This is a genomic window from Paraburkholderia strydomiana (assembly GCF_046030495.1).
GTDB lineage: Bacteria > Pseudomonadota > Gammaproteobacteria > Burkholderiales > Burkholderiaceae > Paraburkholderia > Paraburkholderia strydomiana_A.
The window spans coordinates 110,768-131,762 of sequence record NZ_JAQQCJ010000014.1 but is presented as its reverse complement, the minus strand read 5'-3'; the positions used below and the strand labels follow the sequence as shown (position 1 = coordinate 131,762).

The 20,995-nt window shown below is 59.4% G+C and carries 17 protein-coding genes; 5 read left to right on the top strand and 12 right to left on the bottom strand.

Going from position 1 to position 20,995, the window contains the following annotated elements; genetic code table 11:
• Positions 1-26: 26 nt before the first annotated feature.
• The 8 genes from potE to PQQ53_RS19755 form a co-directional block, all read right to left on the bottom strand.
• Positions 27-2,270 carry a putrescine-ornithine antiporter gene (gene potE, locus PQQ53_RS19790; protein WP_408325505.1) on the bottom strand — a complete coding sequence of 748 codons (2,244 nt, stop codon included), beginning with the start codon at positions 2,268-2,270 and terminating at the stop codon, positions 27-29.
• A complete protein-coding gene (locus tag PQQ53_RS19785; protein WP_408325502.1) occupies positions 2,246-2,506 on the bottom strand; it encodes an Orn/Lys/Arg family decarboxylase in 261 nt (86 codons plus the stop codon). The genes potE and PQQ53_RS19785 overlap by 25 nt, the downstream gene beginning before the upstream one ends.
• Positions 2,503-2,748, bottom strand: coding sequence for a hypothetical protein (locus tag PQQ53_RS19780; protein ID WP_408325500.1), 246 nt, complete (start codon positions 2,746-2,748; stop codon positions 2,503-2,505). The genes PQQ53_RS19785 and PQQ53_RS19780 overlap by 4 nt, the downstream gene beginning before the upstream one ends.
• Positions 2,749-3,126: 378 nt before the next feature.
• The gene (locus tag PQQ53_RS19775; protein WP_408147574.1) at positions 3,127-3,462 is read right to left on the bottom strand and encodes a hypothetical protein; all 336 of its coding nucleotides are present in this window, start codon (positions 3,460-3,462) and stop codon (positions 3,127-3,129) included.
• Between the two features lie 47 nt (positions 3,463-3,509).
• Positions 3,510-4,946: a DUF2254 domain-containing protein gene (locus PQQ53_RS19770; RefSeq protein ID WP_408325497.1), complete on the bottom strand. Its 1,437-nt coding sequence runs from the start codon at positions 4,944-4,946 to the stop codon at positions 3,510-3,512.
• A gap of 202 nt (positions 4,947-5,148) precedes the next feature.
• Positions 5,149-6,045, bottom strand: coding sequence for a hypothetical protein (locus tag PQQ53_RS19765; RefSeq protein ID WP_408325494.1), 897 nt, complete (start codon positions 6,043-6,045; stop codon positions 5,149-5,151).
• Between the two features lie 127 nt (positions 6,046-6,172).
• Positions 6,173-7,594 (bottom strand): DUF2252 domain-containing protein, encoded by a 1,422-nt coding sequence (locus PQQ53_RS19760; protein ID WP_408147568.1) that lies wholly within the window; start codon positions 7,592-7,594, stop codon positions 6,173-6,175.
• Positions 7,595-7,768: 174 nt separating this feature from the next.
• The gene (locus tag PQQ53_RS19755; protein WP_408147566.1) at positions 7,769-9,502 is read right to left on the bottom strand and encodes a SulP family inorganic anion transporter; all 1,734 of its coding nucleotides are present in this window, start codon (positions 9,500-9,502) and stop codon (positions 7,769-7,771) included.
• An 860-nt stretch (positions 9,503-10,362) separates the two neighbouring features.
• Between PQQ53_RS19755 and arcD the strand changes: the two genes are divergently transcribed.
• The 4 genes from arcD to arcC all read left to right on the top strand — a co-directional run bounded on the left by arcD (position 10,363) and on the right by arcC (position 15,224).
• Entirely contained in the window at positions 10,363-11,838 is a 1,476-nt protein-coding gene (gene arcD / locus PQQ53_RS19750) for an arginine-ornithine antiporter (protein ID WP_408147563.1), read from the top strand.
• 16 nt (positions 11,839-11,854) lie between these two features.
• Positions 11,855-13,111 carry an arginine deiminase gene (arcA, locus tag PQQ53_RS19745; RefSeq protein WP_408147561.1) on the top strand — a complete coding sequence of 419 codons (1,257 nt, stop codon included), beginning with the start codon at positions 11,855-11,857 and terminating at the stop codon, positions 13,109-13,111.
• 61 nt (positions 13,112-13,172) lie between these two features.
• Positions 13,173-14,183, top strand: a complete 1,011-nt coding sequence (locus PQQ53_RS19740) for an ornithine carbamoyltransferase (RefSeq protein WP_408147559.1) — start codon at positions 13,173-13,175, stop codon at positions 14,181-14,183.
• 90 nt (positions 14,184-14,273) lie between these two features.
• The gene (gene arcC, locus PQQ53_RS19735) at positions 14,274-15,224 is read left to right on the top strand and encodes a carbamate kinase (protein WP_459252112.1); all 951 of its coding nucleotides are present in this window, start codon (positions 14,274-14,276) and stop codon (positions 15,222-15,224) included.
• A 139-nt stretch (positions 15,225-15,363) separates the two neighbouring features.
• On the opposite strand, the gene PQQ53_RS19730 is transcribed toward arcC, so the two are convergent.
• Positions 15,364-16,500, bottom strand: coding sequence for an AI-2E family transporter (locus PQQ53_RS19730; protein ID WP_408325492.1), 1,137 nt, complete (start codon positions 16,498-16,500; stop codon positions 15,364-15,366).
• 396 nt (positions 16,501-16,896) lie between these two features.
• Here PQQ53_RS19730 and PQQ53_RS19725 point away from each other — a divergent pair, with 396 nt between their 5' ends.
• Positions 16,897-17,280 carry a hypothetical protein gene (locus PQQ53_RS19725; RefSeq protein ID WP_408325489.1) on the top strand — a complete coding sequence of 128 codons (384 nt, stop codon included), beginning with the start codon at positions 16,897-16,899 and terminating at the stop codon, positions 17,278-17,280.
• 195 nt (positions 17,281-17,475) lie between these two features.
• Here the strand turns inward: PQQ53_RS19725 and PQQ53_RS19720 are convergent, their stop codons facing one another.
• The 3 genes from PQQ53_RS19720 to PQQ53_RS19710 all read right to left on the bottom strand — a co-directional run bounded on the left by PQQ53_RS19720 (position 17,476) and on the right by PQQ53_RS19710 (position 20,761).
• Entirely contained in the window at positions 17,476-18,393 is a 918-nt protein-coding gene (locus PQQ53_RS19720; RefSeq protein ID WP_408325488.1) for a hypothetical protein, read from the bottom strand.
• A gap of 228 nt (positions 18,394-18,621) precedes the next feature.
• Positions 18,622-20,064, bottom strand: a complete 1,443-nt coding sequence (locus PQQ53_RS19715; RefSeq protein WP_408325485.1) for a sensor histidine kinase — start codon at positions 20,062-20,064, stop codon at positions 18,622-18,624.
• A 175-nt stretch (positions 20,065-20,239) separates the two neighbouring features.
• On the bottom strand, positions 20,240-20,761 hold the full coding sequence (locus tag PQQ53_RS19710) for a hypothetical protein (RefSeq protein WP_408325482.1): 522 nt from the start codon (positions 20,759-20,761) through the stop codon (positions 20,240-20,242).
• Positions 20,762-20,995: the final 234 nt, after the last annotated feature.

The window sequence follows — 20,995 nt, the reverse complement described above, 5'->3', positions numbered from 1 at the left end:
ACGGCGGCCCCCTCATCGGCCGACTGCTATTCGGGAAGCGCGCTCACGCGGAAGAAGGCTTGCGTGCCCGCATCAGGCTCGCCAAACCACCTTGCGTACATCGCGGGAAACTCCGGCGAAACAAATAGCCGGCTCAACGTGCGATCGACGAGCAGGCGCAGATCGTCGTCGCCGCGTGCCATGCCGATCGCCACCGGCAAATAGGTGAATCGACGCTCCAGCACGGCCAGCTCACCGGCAGCCGGGCTATTGCTGGCGACCGCGAGCAGCAGTGAACGTTCGCCAAAGAAGACGTTGGTCTGCCGCTCGAGAACCTTGTGTACACCCGACTGAACATCGGGGACCGGAACGACGGACGCTGTAATCTGGAACTGGCCGAGCTTGCTGCCGAGCCAGCGTTGCGTGGGCGACCCCTCGACGACGGAAACGGTCTGCCGCGAAAGCAGCTGCGCTGGAGCCGCTCGCCAGGTGGGGTGCGACGGCCCCGCCCCGGACAGGACCTCCTTGAGCCCCGGCGACGCATCCGAGCGCAGCAAAGCGCCGATGCCGCCGGGGTAGACCGGAACCGAGAACGACATGCCCTGCCGGGCGGCTAGTGTGTCGCTGTCACCGCACAACAGGTCTATCCGCCGCTCCTGGATCGCGCGCAGACGATCATCGGGTGTGACGGCCACCCACTTTACCGTGAGTCTTCCGAGCTTTAACTCGCTTTTGATCTCATTGCTGATCTTTTGGCACAGTCCGACCGTGTATCCTGTGATCTGCCCTGTTTTGTCCTTGTAGGCGAACGGCTGGGCCTCGCTGAGATAACCCAGGTTGATCTGGCCAGCCTGTTTGATCCTCGCCAGCGTCCGCGCGGGTGCCCCTTCGTCCGCGTGTGCCCGCGGTGAAATCAAACCCGCCAGCACCACGATCGCGACAGCCAATGCGGCAGCGGCCGACGCCGCCGCACGTCCGGTCAATTTCGCCAACGTGAAGCGTGAAGCCATGAAGCCGTAAATCACATATCCGATCGCCATGACGAGCATGCCCCCGAGCACGGCATCCTTGCCGGACGCATAGATCGCGTAGACGGAATACGACAGCGCAATCACGGTCACAATCGCGTTGAGACGGTATTTTGCCGGTGGCGTGCCGGCATTTCGCATCATCGCGAACAGAGCCGATAGCGAGATGATATACGGCAGCACATTCGTGACGACCGCGAGATTGACGAGTGCCGCGAACTGCTCACTGAGGTTTGGCGAGATCGTCGAAAGCGCCATGAGCGATTGCATGATGCCCATGATGATCATGCCCGCGATCGGCGCCCCCATCGCGTTCGCCTTGCTGAAAATGCCTGGAAACATTCTGGTGTCGGCGGCATCCTTGGCCGTCTGGGCCAGTGTGAACTGCCAGCCGAGCAGTGATCCAACACACGCCATCGCAGCCAGCGCCATCACAATCGACCCGACCGTCGGGTTGAACATGCGCGCAAAGGCCAGCCCGAACGGGCCGGTCGATGCAGCGAGATCCGCACCGGGCACGATGCCCTGGATCACCGCGGTGGACAGGATATAGATCACCGCCGCGCCCAAGGTGCCAAACATACATGCCAGCGGCACGTCGCGCTTTGGATTCTCGACCGCCGAGGAGTTCTGCACCGCCGACTCCATGCCGAGAAACGCCCACAGGGTGAGTGGAATGCTCGAGCCCATGCCTTCGCCCAGGCTCAGTCCCCTGGGATTCCACGCGGCGGCGAACGTTGCGCCGTGGAACCAGAACCAGCCTGCTATCGAAATGAAGCCGACGGGCAGAATCACCCCCCACACAGTGACGGATCCGATGCGCCCCGTGATCTTTGGGCCTCCAAAGTTCGCCAGGGTGGTGAGCCACAGCAGACCGATCACGCCCGCGCAGGTGGCAATGGGCGATGACGTGAGCACCGGAAAGAACGCTGCCAGATAGCCGAGTGCCGAACTCGCGACCGCCACATTCGCAATAGCAATAGAAAGGAAGTACAGGAAGAACACCTGAAAGTACCCGTCCCTGCCATAACCATCCTCCGCATAGGCCGCCATCCCCCCGGCGCGCTGGTTCAACAGCCCCGCCTCGGCGAAGCCGTATGCAATGGCGAGTGACCCGATGGCCGTCACCAGCCAGGACAGCAGCGATATCGCACCCACCTTCGCCATATTGGTGGGCAACATGATGATGCCGGAGCCCATCATGTTCACCGTGACGATGAACGTCAACTGGATGACGTTCATCTTTTTGGGTTGGTTAGACATGTTGACCCTCCTGCAGGGTAGGTCGCGTTCAGGTCCGGTTGTGCCCGGACCACGTAGGTATAGAAGCGGATGCGACCGTTCTCCCGTTCGTGGAACACATCCTGCACTTCGAAGTTGAACCCAGGAAAGCGGTTCAACGATTCCTGGAATGCCGTGAAATACGCGAGCATCGACTGCGCACGCGCGTCCCAACGCTCACCCGGAAGTACGACACCGATTTTCGGCGGATAAATCAACGCAAGCGTGGCGCCGTTCCGACGTGCTCGGTGTCCACCCTGACGATGTAGGCACCGACGTCCGCATCTTCGTCGAGATCTCGCCTGGCGCTGTTCGTGATCTCGACGCGTATGTTCCCGGCAGCGATGTGATCAAGCAGTTCCTTCGTTGCACGATCATTCCCGTCGACGATCGCGACTATCTTGAGCAGCTTGTGAAACTGGATGGGGATGGCAGGAGCCTCTGCCGAACGTGAATTCATAGTCGTTGCTCCTGGTGTCTACGTTCATTCAAGCACCTCGAAACCACGGGCGATTGACGCAGATCAACGACGCAACAGCCTGTTATTTGAACGCGTTGCAGACGCAAAAACGCACCTGAAAGTCCGATGGGCAAACATGCAACAGACCGGCTCGCCACTCTTCGAGAACGGCGCGACCACGTTGCGCGCTGCGCCAATCTCAAAGACGACTCCTTTCGTTTGGGATATCCAGGTTCACGAATAGGAGCTGTCGGAAATCACCGCCCTCCGCTATGGCCTCGCAAAAGCCGCACTGCCCGATTGCCGAGCGCGCGCGAAACAGAATACGGAAGGCAAATGAGTACCGGCCCGAATACGATCGCCGCGCCCCGATGGACTTCATCCATAGATGAAAAACTGAGCGATGGCGTCCAGAATAATCCCCACGGCAAACAGATCCCGAATCGCCTTTATCCCACTCCTTGCCAGTTCCTTGCGGTCCCCAGCTCGAATGACCAGACTGTACAAATAGGGCTGCCGATCTGCATTGGCATTGCCGATCCCCCCACGCCATCCAAAGACGATAGCAATCAGCGGCTGGATAACAAATCGCAGGCGCCCCGGACCCGTCAACCGCTGCGGCAGTTCATCAAGAAACTGACGGGAGAACAGATAGACGCGCCCTGTCTCAAACGTATCGACGATTGCCGAGGGCAGCGCGATCACGAGTACCACGACGGCTGCGGTAGTCAGGATCGTACTGATGACGTCCCGCCGAACTTTCATCCTCGCACCGGCGCGCCATGGGCACTGACCCCATCGCCCTGTTCATGTTCGCGATCCCCCGCGGATGTTTGCCGCGAGCTGGCCTCCGATGCGCCGCCCAGCCCCTGTGTGTCCGGAACGCGAGCCAGTGCGATGTCCTCCTCGAACATATGCTCACGCAAAATCGTCGCGTCCAGCAGGATCAGTTCGCGACGCAATGCGCCGTGACGCTCAGGTGGCAGTGTCTTCATCAGGTTTTCGATCATTGCCCGCAGACGCCGCTCGATCTGCAAGCTTCCTGCCCCGCACTGCCGTATTTCCCTGAAACTGATGTGCACATAGTCCTCCCAGTCCGGCGTACGAAACAGCACGCGGGGCTTCCCGCTTTCGTCGCTGACCGCGCAGTTGGCAAGGGAGCGCTTGCCGACCAGGCGGAGCAGCCTGTGCAACTGGTCGATGGCCAGCACGGCCGTCGTCGGATCATTGATCGCAGGAGACAGTGCCTTCAGCGCAATATCGACCTCGATCCGGAATGCGAACATAGGGTCCTGCTCCATCGTCCTTTCCGAACCGAGCGCGACAAAGTTTTGCAAACGTTGCTCGCTGTCGTCGCTGAGTGAAGTGGTTGCACCGTACAGATAGAAGAGCGGTTCGTCCGTGGCAAGAAAATCACCGACCTGAGCGGCGAACTCGATGACGCAGCCACAACGTCGCGCCTCTCGTGCGAGGCCCTTCAGATTCACCGCCAACACGACGCCGGATCCACCCCCATGACAGACAATGCGCGGGCTCGGCATCGGGTTAGTGGATACGCTTTCCTCGTCTGCGCTTGCGGGCGACTGCCGTGAGAGCGATGCCCAAACCTGAACGTGTGGTAAATCCGCGTGCATTTCCTCCTCACTAAAGGCATCGGGATAAATACTTTCGATGACCGCTAAACCCTGAGTTGCCACGCGGCCTATCAAACTCACGGGCCGCATCAGCCGCGCAGAATAGTCGATCAGCAGGATGAACGCGATGAGTGAAGCGAGTCCGATCAGGGTCGCAAGGAACACCTGCATCTGCGGCACCACCACTGATTGCCCGAGTTCCGCCATGGTTCTGTGAGTCCAGAGCAACGAGAAGACAAACAGGCCGACGATCCAGCGGATTACGTTGTCCCGCAACAGCGTGGTTGCGATGATGCGAGGCGTATATTGTCCACCCGCCACCTGGATGGCGACGAGCAGGGAGCCGAAACTGAACACCAGACACGACAAGTTGAGAGTGAAGATCCGGTCGAGAATGGAATGCGCTTCCTCCGCGCTGACGGCAAGAAATCCGCGTTGCAGGTCATATGCATGATGGTTGGCCAGCCACGCACCGGTGTATTCGGCTACACGCTTCAAGGCAATGCCGGCCATCACGGCAAGAATCGGAACGGTCCACAGCGACGATCTCACATAGCTGCTCACGCTGTATCTTCTGTTCCAGGCCATGCCAACCTCCATAACCGCCTCAAGCAGCCGCCCCGCGCGAGGCGCGGTTCCGGGCTTCGTACCGCCCTGTTTCGTTACCTTCCCGCCGGGGGCGGCAGGACTTCGATACCACGTCGTCCAATCAGGTCCCGGGCACCCGGAATCCACGCCTGACTCGCCTGGCCGCTCGCATACGCCGTCAAGGCATCTTCAGGTCAGGAGGCGCGGTCGAAGAAGGCAGTGGTGCTTTCGCCGGTTCTGCATCAACCGGGCTTGCATGTGACGCTGCTTTGGAATCCGTGAATATCGACAGAAGAAACAGGTCGCGCTCCCCCTCGGGCATCCTTGCAATAGCATGCAGCGTGACTCTCGTCATCCAGCACACGTCCGACGGTGTGGCCGCCAAAGGGTGCATCGTGTAGAAGTGGTATCGATCGAGGTCGACGGGATCGGCGTCCAGCTCGATGACGATTGCGCGAGACAGACTGTCGACAGCCGCCGTATATTGACGCGGCGTCAGCGACCGCTCAGGCATTTCGGAAACGCTGCTCACGAGGACCTTATAGAGCAGCCCAAGATAGATTTCCGCATCCGCGTCGGACATCACGGCAACCGTAATACGGTTCATCACCGCGATGACATCGATAAGCCCGAAACAGTTGACAGGGACAAGTTCGTCGAGCAGACGGGTGAACAGTTGCAGGTAAAGCAACCGGTCTTCGACGGTAAGACGCGCGAGTCCTGTTGACATCAGGGCTTCCCGCTTGTCCGCATCGAGCAGGACCCGCTCGAGTCCCCCTGCCCCACCTGGTATCCGAGCCGCGATGATGGGGTCATGCGATACCTTGTCGAACCACGCCGACAGGATCCTCGCTTTGTTCGATCCTTGTTCGATTCCGTATTGGCGCAATACCTTATTCAAGGCAGTGGCTTCCGGGCCGGAGGCGGGCGCGCTCAAGGTAGCCGGGTTGTCGGGCGCAAGAGAATGGAAGTCATGATGTACGGCCGCGCCGGCTGTCGATGACAATAGAACGGCAAGCCCGCCAGTCAAGCACGGCGTGCGTTTCTGCGTACTCCGGAAGACCGATCCGATCACTTCATTCTCCTGCGGCGGTGCCCCCACGTGACCTGCAACTCGTAGGCTACATGTCCCGCAAATGCCCGTTTGCCCGCTCGGGCCCACGCCTCGATCAGACCGGCCCGATGCACCAACACCGCCCAACCTAAACTTCAGTTACCGTCTCAATTCGCCCTTCACGAATCGCCTGGATAAACTCGCGGTAGTCGCGCCGGTTCTGTGAACTGTATTCCGTCGCGAACTCCGTGATGGCGTCGTCAAAGGTTTGACCCGAGCCCATATACCCGGCAATCATCGCTGCATCACCCGAACGCGCGTGTGCACGCGCAAGAGCATGGGCACACATGCGCGCATATTGCCGGAGCGTCCCGATGTCGAGCGCCTCGATGAGGACGGAAATCTTCATGTCGCGGAGCTGACGAATGTAAAAATCGCGCCCATTCTTGCCCCGACTCCAGCCGAGAAACACATCGCTAGCGGCCTGCATGATGTGTTGGCCCGCAATCACGCGCTGGCCGTGGTTGGGGTGCAGGCTCTTGCCCGCATAGGGCTCGAGCACCGACGCCTTCGCCTCCTTGGCCTGCAGGAACAACGGGTCGTTGTCGGAGGCCATGAACAGGCCTACCCCGCACATCGTGCCGACACTGCCCACGCCCACCACCTTGAGCGCCAGGTCGACGAAACGGAAGCGGTCGAACAGAACTCGCACGTGTTCGGCGAGGCTTTCCCGATACGTCGCAATTGCCTCTGCGTAGCCCGATTGAAGGCCGGGCGCGATATCTTCACTGGGATGAAAGATAAGCGGCGGCTCATCCTTGATTCTGGGCCGCCCGCCTTCCTCCGAGACAAGTTTCGGATACAGATGCTCGGGCACGGTCTTGCGGCGTTCCACTTCAATTCGCTGTGCAATCCGCTTGCGCGCGGCCTCCACGACTACAGGGTCGCCCGAGCGATCCTCATACTTCTGCAGGTCGATTCGGTCGTACCAGATGTCGAGCGCACGCATGGACGCATAGTCGTGCATACGCTCGCGGTATTCGCGCACGAGTTCCGTAGCGACGCGTGTCGTATCGCTGTAAGGCAACTCCAGATGTTGCGCCGCGATCACGACGCTCGCTGCGAGCCGCTTCAGATCCCATTCAAACGGAGCGGGTAACGTCTCGTCCAGGTCGTTGATGTCGAAAATCACGTTGCGCTCGGGCGTCGCGAACCCGCCGAAGTTCATCAGATGCGCATCGCCACATGCTTGCACGCGCAGCCCACTGGTTGGCGTCGTAGCGAGGTCAGCCGCCATCACTGCGGCCGCGCCGCGATAGAACGCGAACGGAGACGCGGACATTCGACCGAAGCGGATCGGGATCAGGCTCTGGAGCCGCCCTTCGTTCGATTCGTTGAGAAGTTCGATTGGGCTGCGGCGACCCGTGGGCAAACTCCACCCGCCTTGAGACGATCTGGAGACCGAATCACGAATGACTCGCCCTTGTGCCGCTCGCTCTTCAGGCGTGCTGTAGATCGGAGGCTTTGCGGATGCATCGTGCGCAACTTTGCGTGAATCGGCTCTGTCCATGTCAACCCCTAGTGGTTTTCACTATAGCGGTATGCCGTGTCGGAGGCTGCTCTCTCTGACGCAATGTTTTTCGCTCAGGCCGGCAACCGGGAGCGATGTACGAAAATGCGATGGTCGTCGTCCATTCTGCAATGCATGTTCGGCCAACTGCCTCGTCGTGTGCTAATGGATGGCTCAACGCTGGACTCCACCTGAGGCTTCCTCAACGGCTTGTTCTTCCCGCAGTGCATGCCACGCAGTAACCGCCTGCTCGAGATTGAGAAACATGCGCCTATGTCCAAGCGCCTTGCCGAGCGGCGCATTCTCCACGACGGCAAATACGTCCGGGCTCAAACCAACGAGCCATACGGCAATCCCCACTTTGCGGCATCTCTCCTCGGCCTCGGTCAACATCTTCAACGCCGTATACTCCAGGTCGAAAACGGCGCGCATGTCGAGCGCCACCACAGTCGGACGGGTCTGCTCGACGAGCGGCGTAATCTTGTGACCAATGTTCGAGGCATTAACGAAAAAAATTCTCCCCTCGGGCCGCAAAAGCAGCAGTCCGGGAAACTCCTCATCGTCGGGGTGCTGGTCAGATACTGGCCGGAATACATTCGTGCCACGTTTGCGTCGCAGCACATAGACGGGTGGATCGGACACCTGGTGCGCAAGCGCCACGAGTGACACAAGAATGGCGATCAGAATGCCGTTCAACGTACCGAGCAGCACGACGCCCGCGAGGGCAACCAGAGCCCAGAGGAACTCCATGCGTCTGACAGCGAGAATCGCGCGAAAATCCGCAGGCTTGAACAGCCCGATTGAATAGACGATCACGACTGCGGCAAGCGTCGCGTGCGGCATGAGACCAATCAGCGGCGCAAGCAGGAGCATGGTGCCCAACGTAACGGCTGCCGTCACGAGTTCCGCCAGTTGTGAATGCGCACCCACAAGGCGATTGACCGCCGTCTGGGTGGTCCCGCCGCCCGACGGCATCGAACCCAGCAGCGCGCCCGCTGCATTGCCAAGGCCCGTCGCCATTAGCTCGCGATTCGGTAGCGGCACGGATTCGCCGCTTTGGGCGAACGCCCGGCCTGAAGCGATCGTTTCAGTAAAGCTCATCAATGCAATGCCCGCCGCCGCGGGCCAGAGCGCCTCGACGAGCGAGAACTGAGGCATGACAATCGATGGAAGCCCCGTTGGAATGTGGCCCACGATCCCCACGCCGTACTTCGGCAGCCCCAGGATGCTGACAGCCGCGATCCCACATGCCACCGCAATGAGCGGGGCCGGTGACTTCGGATAGAAATGTTCGAGCGCCACCAGAACCACAACTGTCACCACCCCGACGACGACCGTGGCCACCGATGCATGAGGAAGTCCCGTGACGAGCGCATAGACGTTATGAAAGAACGAACTTTTCACCATGTGCAGGCCAATCAGCTTCGGCAGTTGATCGAGCACGATCACGATGGCGATGCCGCCCTTGAAGCCTGTCAGCACCGGCTCGGAGATGAAGTTCGCCACGAATCCAAGCCTGAGAAGCGCAGCGAGAACAAGGAATACGCCGACCAGCAGCGTGAGTGTCGCAGTGGCAACGGCCAGTTGGGCCGCGCCGCCGCCCGGCGCGACCTGACCGAGCGCGGTCGCTGTCAGAATAGCCAGCGTTGCAGTGGTGCTGACGCTCAGCGGCCTCGATGTACCGAAGAGCGCATAGATCACCATAGGGACAAGTGCCGTGTACAGTCCGACCTGTACAGGAAGACCCGCAACGGTAGCGTAAGCCATCGCCTTCGGCAACACGACAGCCGCAGCCGTGACTCCCGCGACAACGTCCGGTTTGATCCACGACTTCTGATACCCGTGAACCCATTCGAGAACGGGAAGCCGACGGCCGGGACTTTGGTGCGGCGAGGACTGGTCTTGCATGAGCGTATGCCTCTGAAGATCCGTGCGTTAGCGACGGGCGCAGACGTCATTCGTTGCGACGTTGACACCACTAGCCGGGCCCATGTCCAGAAACACAGCGGCCACGGCTGTTGCCAATAGGGATTTCACGGTGTCTCCTTCCGGGAAAGTCTCAAAGGCCTGACTTTTAGAGAAGCTTCGAACTGGCGGGCCACTTTTCCAGTACGCGGTCCGTCGCACTCGCTGTGATCCGGCAATTGCCGCAAGGTTGCGGCAGTTCCTTGATCGTCCTTCATCCCACAGTACGCAATAGGCCCACCCACAGGCTTGATACAGATCAACGCGGTGGCTGAGCCGGGAAACGACAAACGCCTCTGAGCGCGACCGTGGGAGCGCAAGCGCGAATCCACCTCCGACGCGCGCGAGTTAGCCTGGCGATTTAATCTCTCACCGCATTACGTCGAGCACACTCGCGCAACCGCGTGAAGATTTATGCGGCCAACTCGCTGCGTCCCATGCGAAGTTCCACTGCTCCCGTCAGATGAAAACCATATGTTTTTCCAACGTTATGCATACCGGAGCAGATGTTGATTCAGGTCAATCTGCGCATCCCAGTAACTCATACGCTCCATATGCGGGCAGAGCCGCTCCGAACGATCACGTCCCATCCGATGCGAGCCGATCGTTCAAAAATGGTTTTTTTAGTCCGCAAAAAATTGATATCGAGTGCTCACTTCATTCATCGGTATGTGGCATCGACTCATTCGCAAAAAAGGTGGCCTTGCCGATGTTCACACGCAAAAGAGTTGAGAGCGCCGTATGCCGAGATCATCACCCAAAGATTCTCCGGCATCGCGGCAAGTGTTTAAAGGAGACGTTACATGTCTGATTCCATATCTCATCCTGCCTCTGGCGCAAAAACGAAGCCTTCCACCGCCTCCGCCCCGAAGCTTCATCTCGGCGCCCTGACCGCGCTCGTGGTTGGATCGATGATCGGCGGCGGCATCTTCTCCTTGCCGCAAAACATGGCCGTTAGCGCTGACGCCGGCGCCGTGCTGATCGGCTGGGCCATCACCGCTGTGGGCATGCTGACCCTGGCGTTTGTGTTCCAGACGCTCGCCAACCGCAAACCACAACTCGATGGTGGCGTCTATATCTACGCCAAGCAAGGCTTCGGGGACTACATGGGGTTTTCATCGGCCTGGGGCTACTGGATTAGCGCATGGCTTGGTAACGTCGGGTACTTCGTCCTGCTATTCGCCACCTTCGGTTTCTTCTTTCCCATCTTCGGCGAAGGTAATACGCCCTTTGCGATTGCCTGCGCGTCCGTGCTGCTCTGGGGCGTTCACTTCCTCGTGCTGCGCGGCATCAAGGAAGCCGCCTTCGTCAACCTGATCACGACGATCGCCAAGGTGGTGCCGATTATTCTATTCATCCTGATCTGCCTGTTCGCGTTCAAAGCGCATGTCTTCACCAGCGACTTTTTCGGTCTGAGCAGTCCAAAGCTCGGCAGCGTCGCAAATCAGGTGCGCGGCACGATGCTCGTCACCGTCTGGGTGTTCATCGGCATTGAAGGCGCCAGCATCTTCTCAGCGCGCGCTGAGAAGCGCACTGATGTCGGCAAGGCGACGGTCGTGGGTTTTGCCGGTGTCCTGCTGGTTCTCGTGCTCGTCAACATGCTGTCGCTCGGGATCATGAAGCGGCCCGAGCTGGCGGCACTTCCAAACCCGTCGATGGCAGGTGTCCTCGAACATGTCGTCGGCCACTGGGGTGCGGTCGTGATCAGCGTCGGCCTCGTGATTTCGCTGCTGGGTGCATTGCTTTCGTGGGTGCTGCTTTGCGCCGAAATCATTTTTTCCGCCGCTCGCGACAACACGATGCCGAGCTTCGTGCGCAAGGAAAACTCGAAGCAGGTCCCCGCAAACGCGCTCTGGCTGACCAACGGGCTGACGCAGATATTCCTGCTCATCACCCTGTTTTCAAAAGGAACATACCTGTCGCTGATCTATCTGGCAACGTCGATGATCCTGTTGCCTTACTTCTGGTCCGCAGCTTACGCACTGCAAGTCGCGTGGCGTCGCGAGACATACGAAAGCGAGCCGAAGCAGCGCAACAGGGATCTTGCGATCGCCGCGATTGCAGTGATCTACGCCGTCTGGCTGCTCTATGCGGGCGGGCTCAAATATGTGCTGCTATCCGCCCTGCTTTACGCGCCCGGCGCATTGCTGTTCGCCAAGGCGAAGCGCGAAGCCGGCCAGCCAGTCTTCACTACCGTCGAAAAAGCCGTCTTCGTGGCGGTCGTGATCGGCGCATTGGTCGCCGCATTCGGCTTGTACAAAGGTTTCCTCACGCTCTGATCCAGGGAGACACATGATGAGCATTGGGACATTGAATTATGGCGTCCATTCCGAAGCGGGAAAACTGCGCAAGGTATTGGTCTGCTCGCCCGGACTTGCGCACCAGCGCCTGACGCCAAGCAATTGCGACGAACTGTTGTTCGACGACGTCATCTGGGTCAGCCAGGCCAAACGCGATCATTTCGACTTCACCACCAAGATGCGAGAGCGCGGCGTCGAAGTCGTGGAGATGCACAACCTGCTCACCGAAACGGTACGCAACGCCGACGCGCTCGAGTGGATTCTCGACCGCAAGGTCCGGCCCGATACCGTGGGCATTGGACTCGCGAACGAGGTTCGCGCGTGGATCGAAGGTCTCGAGCCTCGCAAGCAGGCCGAATTCCTGATTGGCGGCGTGGTTGCGGAAGACATCCCCGACACGGCGGAGACCAATACGCTCAAGATGTTCCGCCAGTATCTCGGCTACTCGGGCTTTGTGCTGCCTCCGCTACCGAACACCCTGTTCACGCGCGACACCACCTGCTGGATCTATGGCGGCGTCTGTCTCAACCCGATGTACTGGCCCGCAAGGCGACAGGAAACCCTGTTGGCCACGGCGATCTACAAGTTTCATCCGGACTTCGTGAATCACAAGTTCGAAGTCTGGTACGGCGATCCGGACCGCGATCACGGCATGTCCACGCTGGAAGGCGGCGATGTGATGCCCATCGGCAATGGGGTGCTCGTGGTCGGCATGGGCGAGCGCACGTCACGGCAAGCGATCGGCGAACTCGCTCAGAGTCTCTTCTCGAAAGGGGCGGTCGAAAGAATTATCGTGGCCGGCCTGCCGAAGTCTCGCGCTGCCATGCACCTCGATACGGTATTCACGTTCTGTGATCGCGACCTGGTCACCGTGTTTCCGGAGGTCGTGAAGGAAATTGTCGCGTTCTCAATACGCGCCGATGATTCGTCAGCGACGAAGCTGAACATTCGCCGCGAAGATAAGCCGTTTCTCGATGTCATTGCCGAGGCGCTCGGACTAGCCAGATTACGCGTCGTGGAGACAGGGGGCAATAGCTTCGCCGCAGAGCGTGAGCAATGGGACGACGGCAACAACGTCGTCTGCATCGAGCCTGGCGCCGTAATCAGCTACGACCGCAACATCTACACCAACACCTTGTTGCGCAAGGCTGGCGTCGAGGTGATCACGATCACCGCGGGTGAGCTTGGTCGCGGTCGCGGCGGCGGCCACTGCATGACGTGCCCGATCGTGCGAGATCCCATCGACTACTGACTGGTCGGCATCGCCGGCATGGAGCCGGCTGCCACCGGATCGGCCCTTAAAGGAGAAAACCATGGCTTTCAATTTGCGTAACCGGAGTCTGCTGAGCCTGATGCATCACAACACGCGTGAACTGAGGTACCTGCTTGACCTCGCACGCGATCTCAAGCGCGCCAAGTACACCGGCACCGAGCAGCAGCACCTGAAGGGTGTGAACATCGCGCTGATCTTCGAGAAGACTTCAACCCGCACACGTTGCGCGTTCGAAGTCGCGGCGTATGACCAGGGCGCCAATGTCACCTATATCGATCCGACCTCTTCCCAGATCGGCCATAAGGAGAGCATGAAGGACACAGCGCGCGTGCTGGGGCGCATGTATGACGCCATTGAGTATCGCGGATTCAAACAGGAAATCGTCGAGGAGCTGGCCAAATTTGCGGGCGTGCCCGTATTCAATGGCCTGACCGATGAATACCACCCAACCCAGATGTTCGCCGACGTTCTGACGATGCGGGAAAACAGCGACAAGCCGCTGACGGCAATCAGCTATGCGTACCTTGGCGACGCTCGCAACAACATGGGCAACTCGTTGCTGCTGATCGGCGCGAAGCTGGGAATGGACGTGCGGATCGGTGCGCCCAAAGCGCTCTGGCCGAGCCCCGAGCACATCGAGACTTGTCAGCGCTTCGCCGCGGAAAGCGGCGCGCGCATCCTGCTGACGGAAGACGCAAAGGCCGCCGTCAACGGCGTCGATTTCGTGCACACGGATGTGTGGGTGTCGATGGGTGAACCGATGGCAGCATGGGGCGAGCGTATTCAACAGCTGCTCCCCTATCAGGTCAACATGAATCTGATCAAAGCCTCGCAGAATCCTCAGGTGAAGTTCATGCACTGCCTGCCCGCGTTTCACAACAGCGAGACGGAACTCGGAAAACAGATTGCGGAGAAATATCCAGAGCTTGCGGGCGGCGTCGAAGTGACCGAGGAGGTATTCGAGTCGCCGTTGAATATCGCGTTCGAGCAGGCAGAAAACCGCATGCATACGATCAAGGCAATCCTTGTCTCGACGCTTGCCGATATTTGAATAGCCAGCTCGCCGCGCTCAGGACGTTGCGGCGCGAGCGTCGCCAACGCTTGTGCCCACCGTCATTTGCCGTCCATTAGAAGGGGTTACATGATGCGTATCGTGATTGCATTGGGAGGCAACGCCTTGCTGCGGCGCGGTGAACCGCTGACGGCAGAAAATCAGCGCGATAACGTGCGGCTCGCCGCCCGCCAGATCGCGCGAATCGCGACGGGTAACGAACTGGTGATTGCGCACGGCAACGGGCCGCAGGTCGGGCTGCTTGCTCTCCAGGGTGCGGCATACAAGGAAGTCGCGACTTATCCGCTCGATGTTCTCGGTGCGCAGACCGAAGGGATGATCGGCTATCTCATCGAGCAGGAGCTGGGCAATCTGCTGCCTTACGAAGTGCCGTTCGCCACGATCTTGACGCAGGTCGAGGTCGATCCGCACGACCCCGCCTTCCAGCATCCGACCAAACCAATCGGTCCGGTCTACGAGAAAGAAGAAGCCGAGCGTCTCGCGAAGGAGCGGGGATGGAACATTGCCCCGGACGGTGACAAGTTCCGTCGTGTGGTCGCAAGCCCACGACCGAAACATATCTTCGAGATCCGACCGATCAAATGGCTGCTGGAACGCGGCGCTATCGTGATCTGCGCCGGCGGCGGCGGTATTCCCACCTGCTACGACGCGAATCACAACCTGATCGGCGTCGAAGCGGTCATCGACAAGGATCTATGCTCCGCGCTTCTTGCGCAGGAATTGGCCGCCGACATGCTGATCGTCGCGACCGATGTCGATGCGGCGTATGTCGACTGGGGTTCGCCGAACAAGCGGGCCATTGCACAGGCGCACCCGGACGAACTGGAAAGGCTCGGATTCGCCAGTGGTTCGATGGGCCCGAAAGTCCAGGCGGCGATCGAGTTTGCCCGTCAAACGGGCAAGGACGCCGTGATCGGCTCACTGTCGGACATCCAGGCCATCCTCGAAGAACGCGGGGCCGGCACCCGCGTGAGCACGGCCGAATCGGGCATCCGCTACCGCGTGCCGACCGGCGGTTAATCTGGAGCATCTGGAGCAGCCGTTCTCCGCCCGGAGAATGGCTGCGATCGCTGCGCGTTGTAGTTATCTCCGGCCGCTCTCGCTGTGCGTCGGTGCAAGCGACGAAGTACCTGACTACCTGACCTGGGGTCCTTTCTCTTCACTTCGCTTCCAGTTGTCCGGTCTTGCTGACCACGGTATTCAGCTTCTCTCCCGGCAACTCGGAGACGGGCTGGTCTCTCACCCATCGCCAGAACAGTTGATAGCCGACTGCGAGCATCACGGGCCCGATGAACAGGCCAATGACGCCCGCCGAAACCATGCCTCCAAGCGCGCCAATCAGCACGACCGGCATCGGTACCGCAACGCCGCGGCCGAGCAGCAATGGCTTGAGCACGTTGTCCGCCAGTCCCGCAACAAACACATACACGGCAAACCCGATCGTTGCCGCGCTGAAGCCCTCGGTGACAATCACGAAGACGATTACGGGAATCGTGATCAAGGTGGCAGGCAGTTGCATGATGCCGATCAGCAGTATGGCGAGAGCAAGCAATCCAGCACCGGGAATGCCCATCACGACGAAGCCGATGCCGATCAGCAGCATCTGGATGAATGCAATGCCGACCACCCCTTGGGCCACGGCGCGAATCGTGGCCGTACAAAGATCGGTGATCTTCGGACCATTTTCCGGGCCGGAGATGCGCGAGGCAATCTGCACGGCACTGACGTGACCATGTTCGCCATGCGCCATGAGCACGCCCGCCACGACGAGGGAAACGAAGAATATCGCCAGCCCGGCACCGAGACCCGTGACCATGCCGAGCACCGCAAGGCCTGCACCCTTGAGCTGCGGGGCAAACCTGTGCGCGAGGCCCGTGAGGTCGGTCGAAGCCTGTTGCCAGAACTCATGCACCCGTTCGCCCACCAGCGGCCAATTGGCCACCGATTCGGCCGGCGGCGGAATCCGGAAACTGCCGCTGCGGAACACGGCGATCGCATGCTCGATCGAATCGGCAACCGCGACACCTAGCAGGTAAGTCGGGACGAGAATGATGCCGAACGCGACAGCGACGATCAGCGTCGCGATCAAGCCTCCCCTGTTCGGCAACCTGCTGCGCAGCCGAACCTGCAACGGATAGAGGGTGATGGCAAGAATCAGCGCCCATACCATCAGATTCAGGAACGGGACGAAGATCCGAAAACAGAATACGGCGAGCACCGCGATCAGTCCGGCGCGAATCAGTACATCGAGCAATTGTCTGGACAGTACGCGTGTCGATGTTGGCGAGCTCAGCATTTTGAACTCTCCCCTCTCTTTAGAACGCATCCGTGCGGATAGCGGGCTAGCCGAACCAGCAGCAGAAATTCATCGCCGCGCTCCGGCCCGTTCTCCGCTGCCTACGGTGCTAATCCCTAATAGACGCGCGTATGTACCCCCGCCTCTTGATCCACGTCAATCAGATCGATGTCGCCTCCCCACAATGGCCGCCGGTCCTGACTGACATTCACCCCGGCAGCAGCATACTGCCGGATTTCTCCGCGCCGACCGGGCATTGACCTATATCAAGCGGAATCCGACTGCGAGCCCTATTCTGTCAATCAGTCATGCGTCGGTCGCGAGACATGCATCGACGGTGTTTGCTCCCATGCAAATCGTCGGTTGAGCGCGTGAGTCATTCAGCAGAGTGCCGCTATGAATCAACCCATGATCTGGATTACAGCGCCAGACCTGTCCGACGGATCCACGGTCTGGTTTTCGGCATATGGTTTCGGGTGGGGCTATCGCGCGTTCGCGGTCTCATATGAAGTGATCTGCGAATCGCTCGGCGCGGGCGACACCACGGAAGAACAGATTCGCCTCGCTTTCCAGTTAGGAAAGCGACAAATTCTTCAAGCGGTTCTGCAGCATGATTCGCTCTCGTACAAAGGGCAGCGAATCACGCTTTCTTTCGAAAATCGATCCCACTCAATGTCCACTGACGCTCCTGAAACAGTGACGGGCCGCGCACCAGCGGCAATACTCCGATCGACGGGTCCGCAACCTACGGATCCTTCAGCGGGTGCTCAATCCGGTTAACTAGCCACGTGGTGAACTGCGATGCAGCGACTTGACCGGAGTGTGTCTTAATCGACCTGATCCATGCGGCGCAACAACGTGATTCTTACGATCATCCCTTTGCCTCGCTGGGTGTGATCGACAGGTGGAATGTGCCGCCGGCACAGTTAAACACCGGCCCTGACCGTTTCGTCTTCTGCAATTGTATCGACCGGCTTAGATCGCTCGCATCGCCGCATCGATGTTCAGGCCGCCAGGCAACAGTTCCCGACGCGGAAACCGCACAAGCACAAAGACTCGCACTATGGCTGGATTGCCTGGAATGCGTGCGAAGTCGAACTGAATTTCCTGCCCCGCCTCGCCCCCTTCGGGCTGGACTACGTTCATCATGTCGAGCCGCAAAAGTCTGCGCTGAACGTAAAGGTGATCGGAAGGCGTGGAGAACACATTGCATACGCACTCCAGCTCGAGCTCGGCTTGCGTCCCGGGCACCCTGAGGGTGGCCAGAGTTTGCGTATTCTCGTTGATCTGCGTCTGGAGCCGATCCAGCTCGGCTGATTCGTCATTTAAAGGCGCGCCGATGACCGCCCGCAGACCCGTTCCTTGACGTTCCAGCAGCGCGACACGTTCCTCGATCAGGGCTCGCGATTGCTTCACCAGATCGCGTCGCCTCACGGCTAGACCTGCAAGGCCTTCCAGGGCCAGTTGATCGATCATCCGGCGGGCAATCTCTGCGCGTAACGACGCCTCGGAATCGCTGCAGATTCTGATGCGATGGTCGCTGAAGCACAGCGTAGTTTGTGGCACGTCATGACGAACAGAGTTTCCTTCCATCGTGACGCCCAATATGTGCCGCTCGGTCATCGCCATCCCGAGGACCGCGTATGCTTCGGTCAAATTCGCGTGTCTCTCGAAATAAGCACGCAAGGTTTCCGACCGGCTAAAGGCTTGAGCCAGATCGTCGCGCGTGGCAAAGAAGGCGCGAATCGCCGGATCGGACGACCATGCGTCGGCATTGGCATCGTGCAGCGGCTGCAGCGAAGCGACAAGATCGTCTGCATAGCGCAGTGACAGAGCCACCGCCCGGGTGAGCTTCGCTTCGTAGTGACGCGCGTACTTTAGTCCAGGGTTCATGACAAGAACACGAGCAACCGCTTCCCTGGCCCTCAGATCTGGAACCGTGTGCGCCCGATGACACCCAAATAATCCATGGAAAAATCCCATCGCTTGACTCCGGCCAAAATATCTCAATGGACAATAAATAAGGCAAGGTCGGCCAACCCGGATTGATCTGGAGCAAACGAAATCACAGCCACCTCACGTGGACGCCCGCGCCTTAAACCCGGCTCCCTGCCTGGGTCATCATGTCCGTCGCTCGCGGCTTATCTGCGAGGTGCCGCCTGACGGCAACGTGACGTGGAAAGCTGCGCCTTTGCCCGGGTTGTTTTCTGCCCAAAGACGCCCGCCATGTGCGGTCACGATGCTACGACTGATCGAGAGGCCTAGCCCGAGCCCCTGAGGTTTCGTCGTGTAAAACGATCTGAATATCTGGTCCATGTTGCCAAGCGTCAAACCTTGACCATAATCCTTCACGGTAATGCGCACGCCGCCACCCGGTTCTCCGCACACGGTTGTTTCAACCGCGCGTTCGGCTATGCCACACTCCTTGACGGCGTCACAGGCGTTCAACAGCAGGTTGAGCACGACCTGCTCAAGCTGGATCTTGTCGCCGCAAACGTTCGCAAGATTTCTGGCGATGTCGAAGCTAATTCGAATACCACGGACCAGCGCATCGTTACGTACCAGCAAGGCGACATCGTGCACCACATCTCCGAGGTCCAGAAGTTTCAGCTCAATATCCCCTTTTCTGATGAACATACGGATCTTCTGAATAACCTCGCTCGCCCGACAACTATCCGCGACGATATCTTTCAACGCTTCACGCAACTCGTTCGCATCGGCCATCCCTGATTCGATGAAGCGCTGTGCCGCCTGCGCATTGCTCAAAATGGCTGCGAGCGGCTGGTTCATTTCATGAGCAAGCGCGCCCCCAAGTTCTCCCAACGATGAAACGCGCGCGAGATGAGCGAGTTCCGTCAGGTTCTGTTCGGCTTCGCCGCACGCGCTGCGATCCGATATCGTCGCGATCCGCAAGACCTGGCCACATACGTTGGATCGAACTATGGTGGCTTCCGCGAAAAAGCCGCTGCCATTACGCCGCCTGGCAAGCAGTAACTTGTTCGTCGCGCCCGGTGGGCCGTTGATGGAAGAACGACTTTCGTTGACCGCGGGCCACCCTTCCCACTCGCCGAGCATCGGAAACAGAATGTCGAACGATGCGCCGAGCAGTTCTTCTGTCCTGTACCCGAATAGCTGTGTAGTCATCGAGGTTGCAAAGAGGATCCTGTCCCGCTGGTCAATCACAATAACTGGGAGCGGCAGTATCTCCAGCGCGTCCCGTAATTGCACCCTCATGTCGAACATGCGTTGCTTTTCCCGGTCACGTCCACGCAGCCATGCAGCACGTGACCACCATTTTGGCGGGGAATCCACGAGATCACGTTCGCCGGGCACAGAATGCCTGAAGGGCAACCCAGCGTTCAGATGTGCAGACTGTAGCGGTGCTCCGCCAACTGCATGCAGAAATGGACCGGTTCCGTTACAGTCCGGGTCAGAGATGCCTGGAACGACATGAACATCTGGTGGAGGATTCAGCGGATGGCGAAATCTTTGTATATGCCGCTCGATTGTGGCACCCGCCATGTCCGTCACGCGGCTCCTTCTCCACGAGGTCAGGTCAATCATCGAAATCTCCCGATCAGCATTCAGCCCACCGTGAGCCGTCATCGTCAATGTGACTGAACTACTGGTTTGAACATCCCTTCGTCGAATCAATGCTAAACGCGCGCCGACGATCCGCCCGCCATATGCCGTGTCCGATGGATGAAGCGTGGGACGTCCGCGCTCTCACGCCTTGCTCTTATTTGGTCGGCGCAGGCGGTCCCATCCAGTACTGCTGATTCCACATCATGTTGTTCATCATCTGCTGTTGCATGTCCAGGTACTGGTCGGTCATGTATTGGCGTCGCCGAACCTGCTCCGGAGTCAGGTTCGAATAATAGTCGCCCATGCGTCCCCAACCACCGCCCATCATTCCCGGGCCCATCATTCCACCCCCGCCCGTCATCCCTCGACCGCCCATCATGCCGGGCCCCCATAGTCGATGCATGGCGGTCATAGCGCTTTGCATTGTTGCACGGTGCTGCTGTAACAGCCTTTGTCGCTCCTGCGTGTCCTGCGTCTTGCGGATCAGGGCCATCTGCGCCTGCATCGATTTCATCAGTTCCTGGACGTGGGCCAATTGCCGATCAAATTCAGCGACGTTGGGCGCGGCAGCAGAACTCGCTTCTTTCGTCTGCGAAGCCTGAGCCGCCGCTACTAGCGGCACCCACTGTCCAGTGAAGGCAAGTCCGGTGGCGATTGCAACGATCAAATTCTTCATGGCCAATCTCCTGACGTCGTTCGATAGATCGAATAGCGACTTCCCTGCTTGATAGAAGCATCGACGCCGTTGGCCTCAACGTACTTGATCTAGATCAGGGCGGTGCGATCCCAGCCACGGTTCAGATCAGCTGCGCCCGGACGATTTCAACAAACGGCTGCCTTCATCGATGGAATCCGCCCCACGCTTGAGTCGGTGAATCGGTCCTGCACCTGAACCCGAACGGCTAGCGAT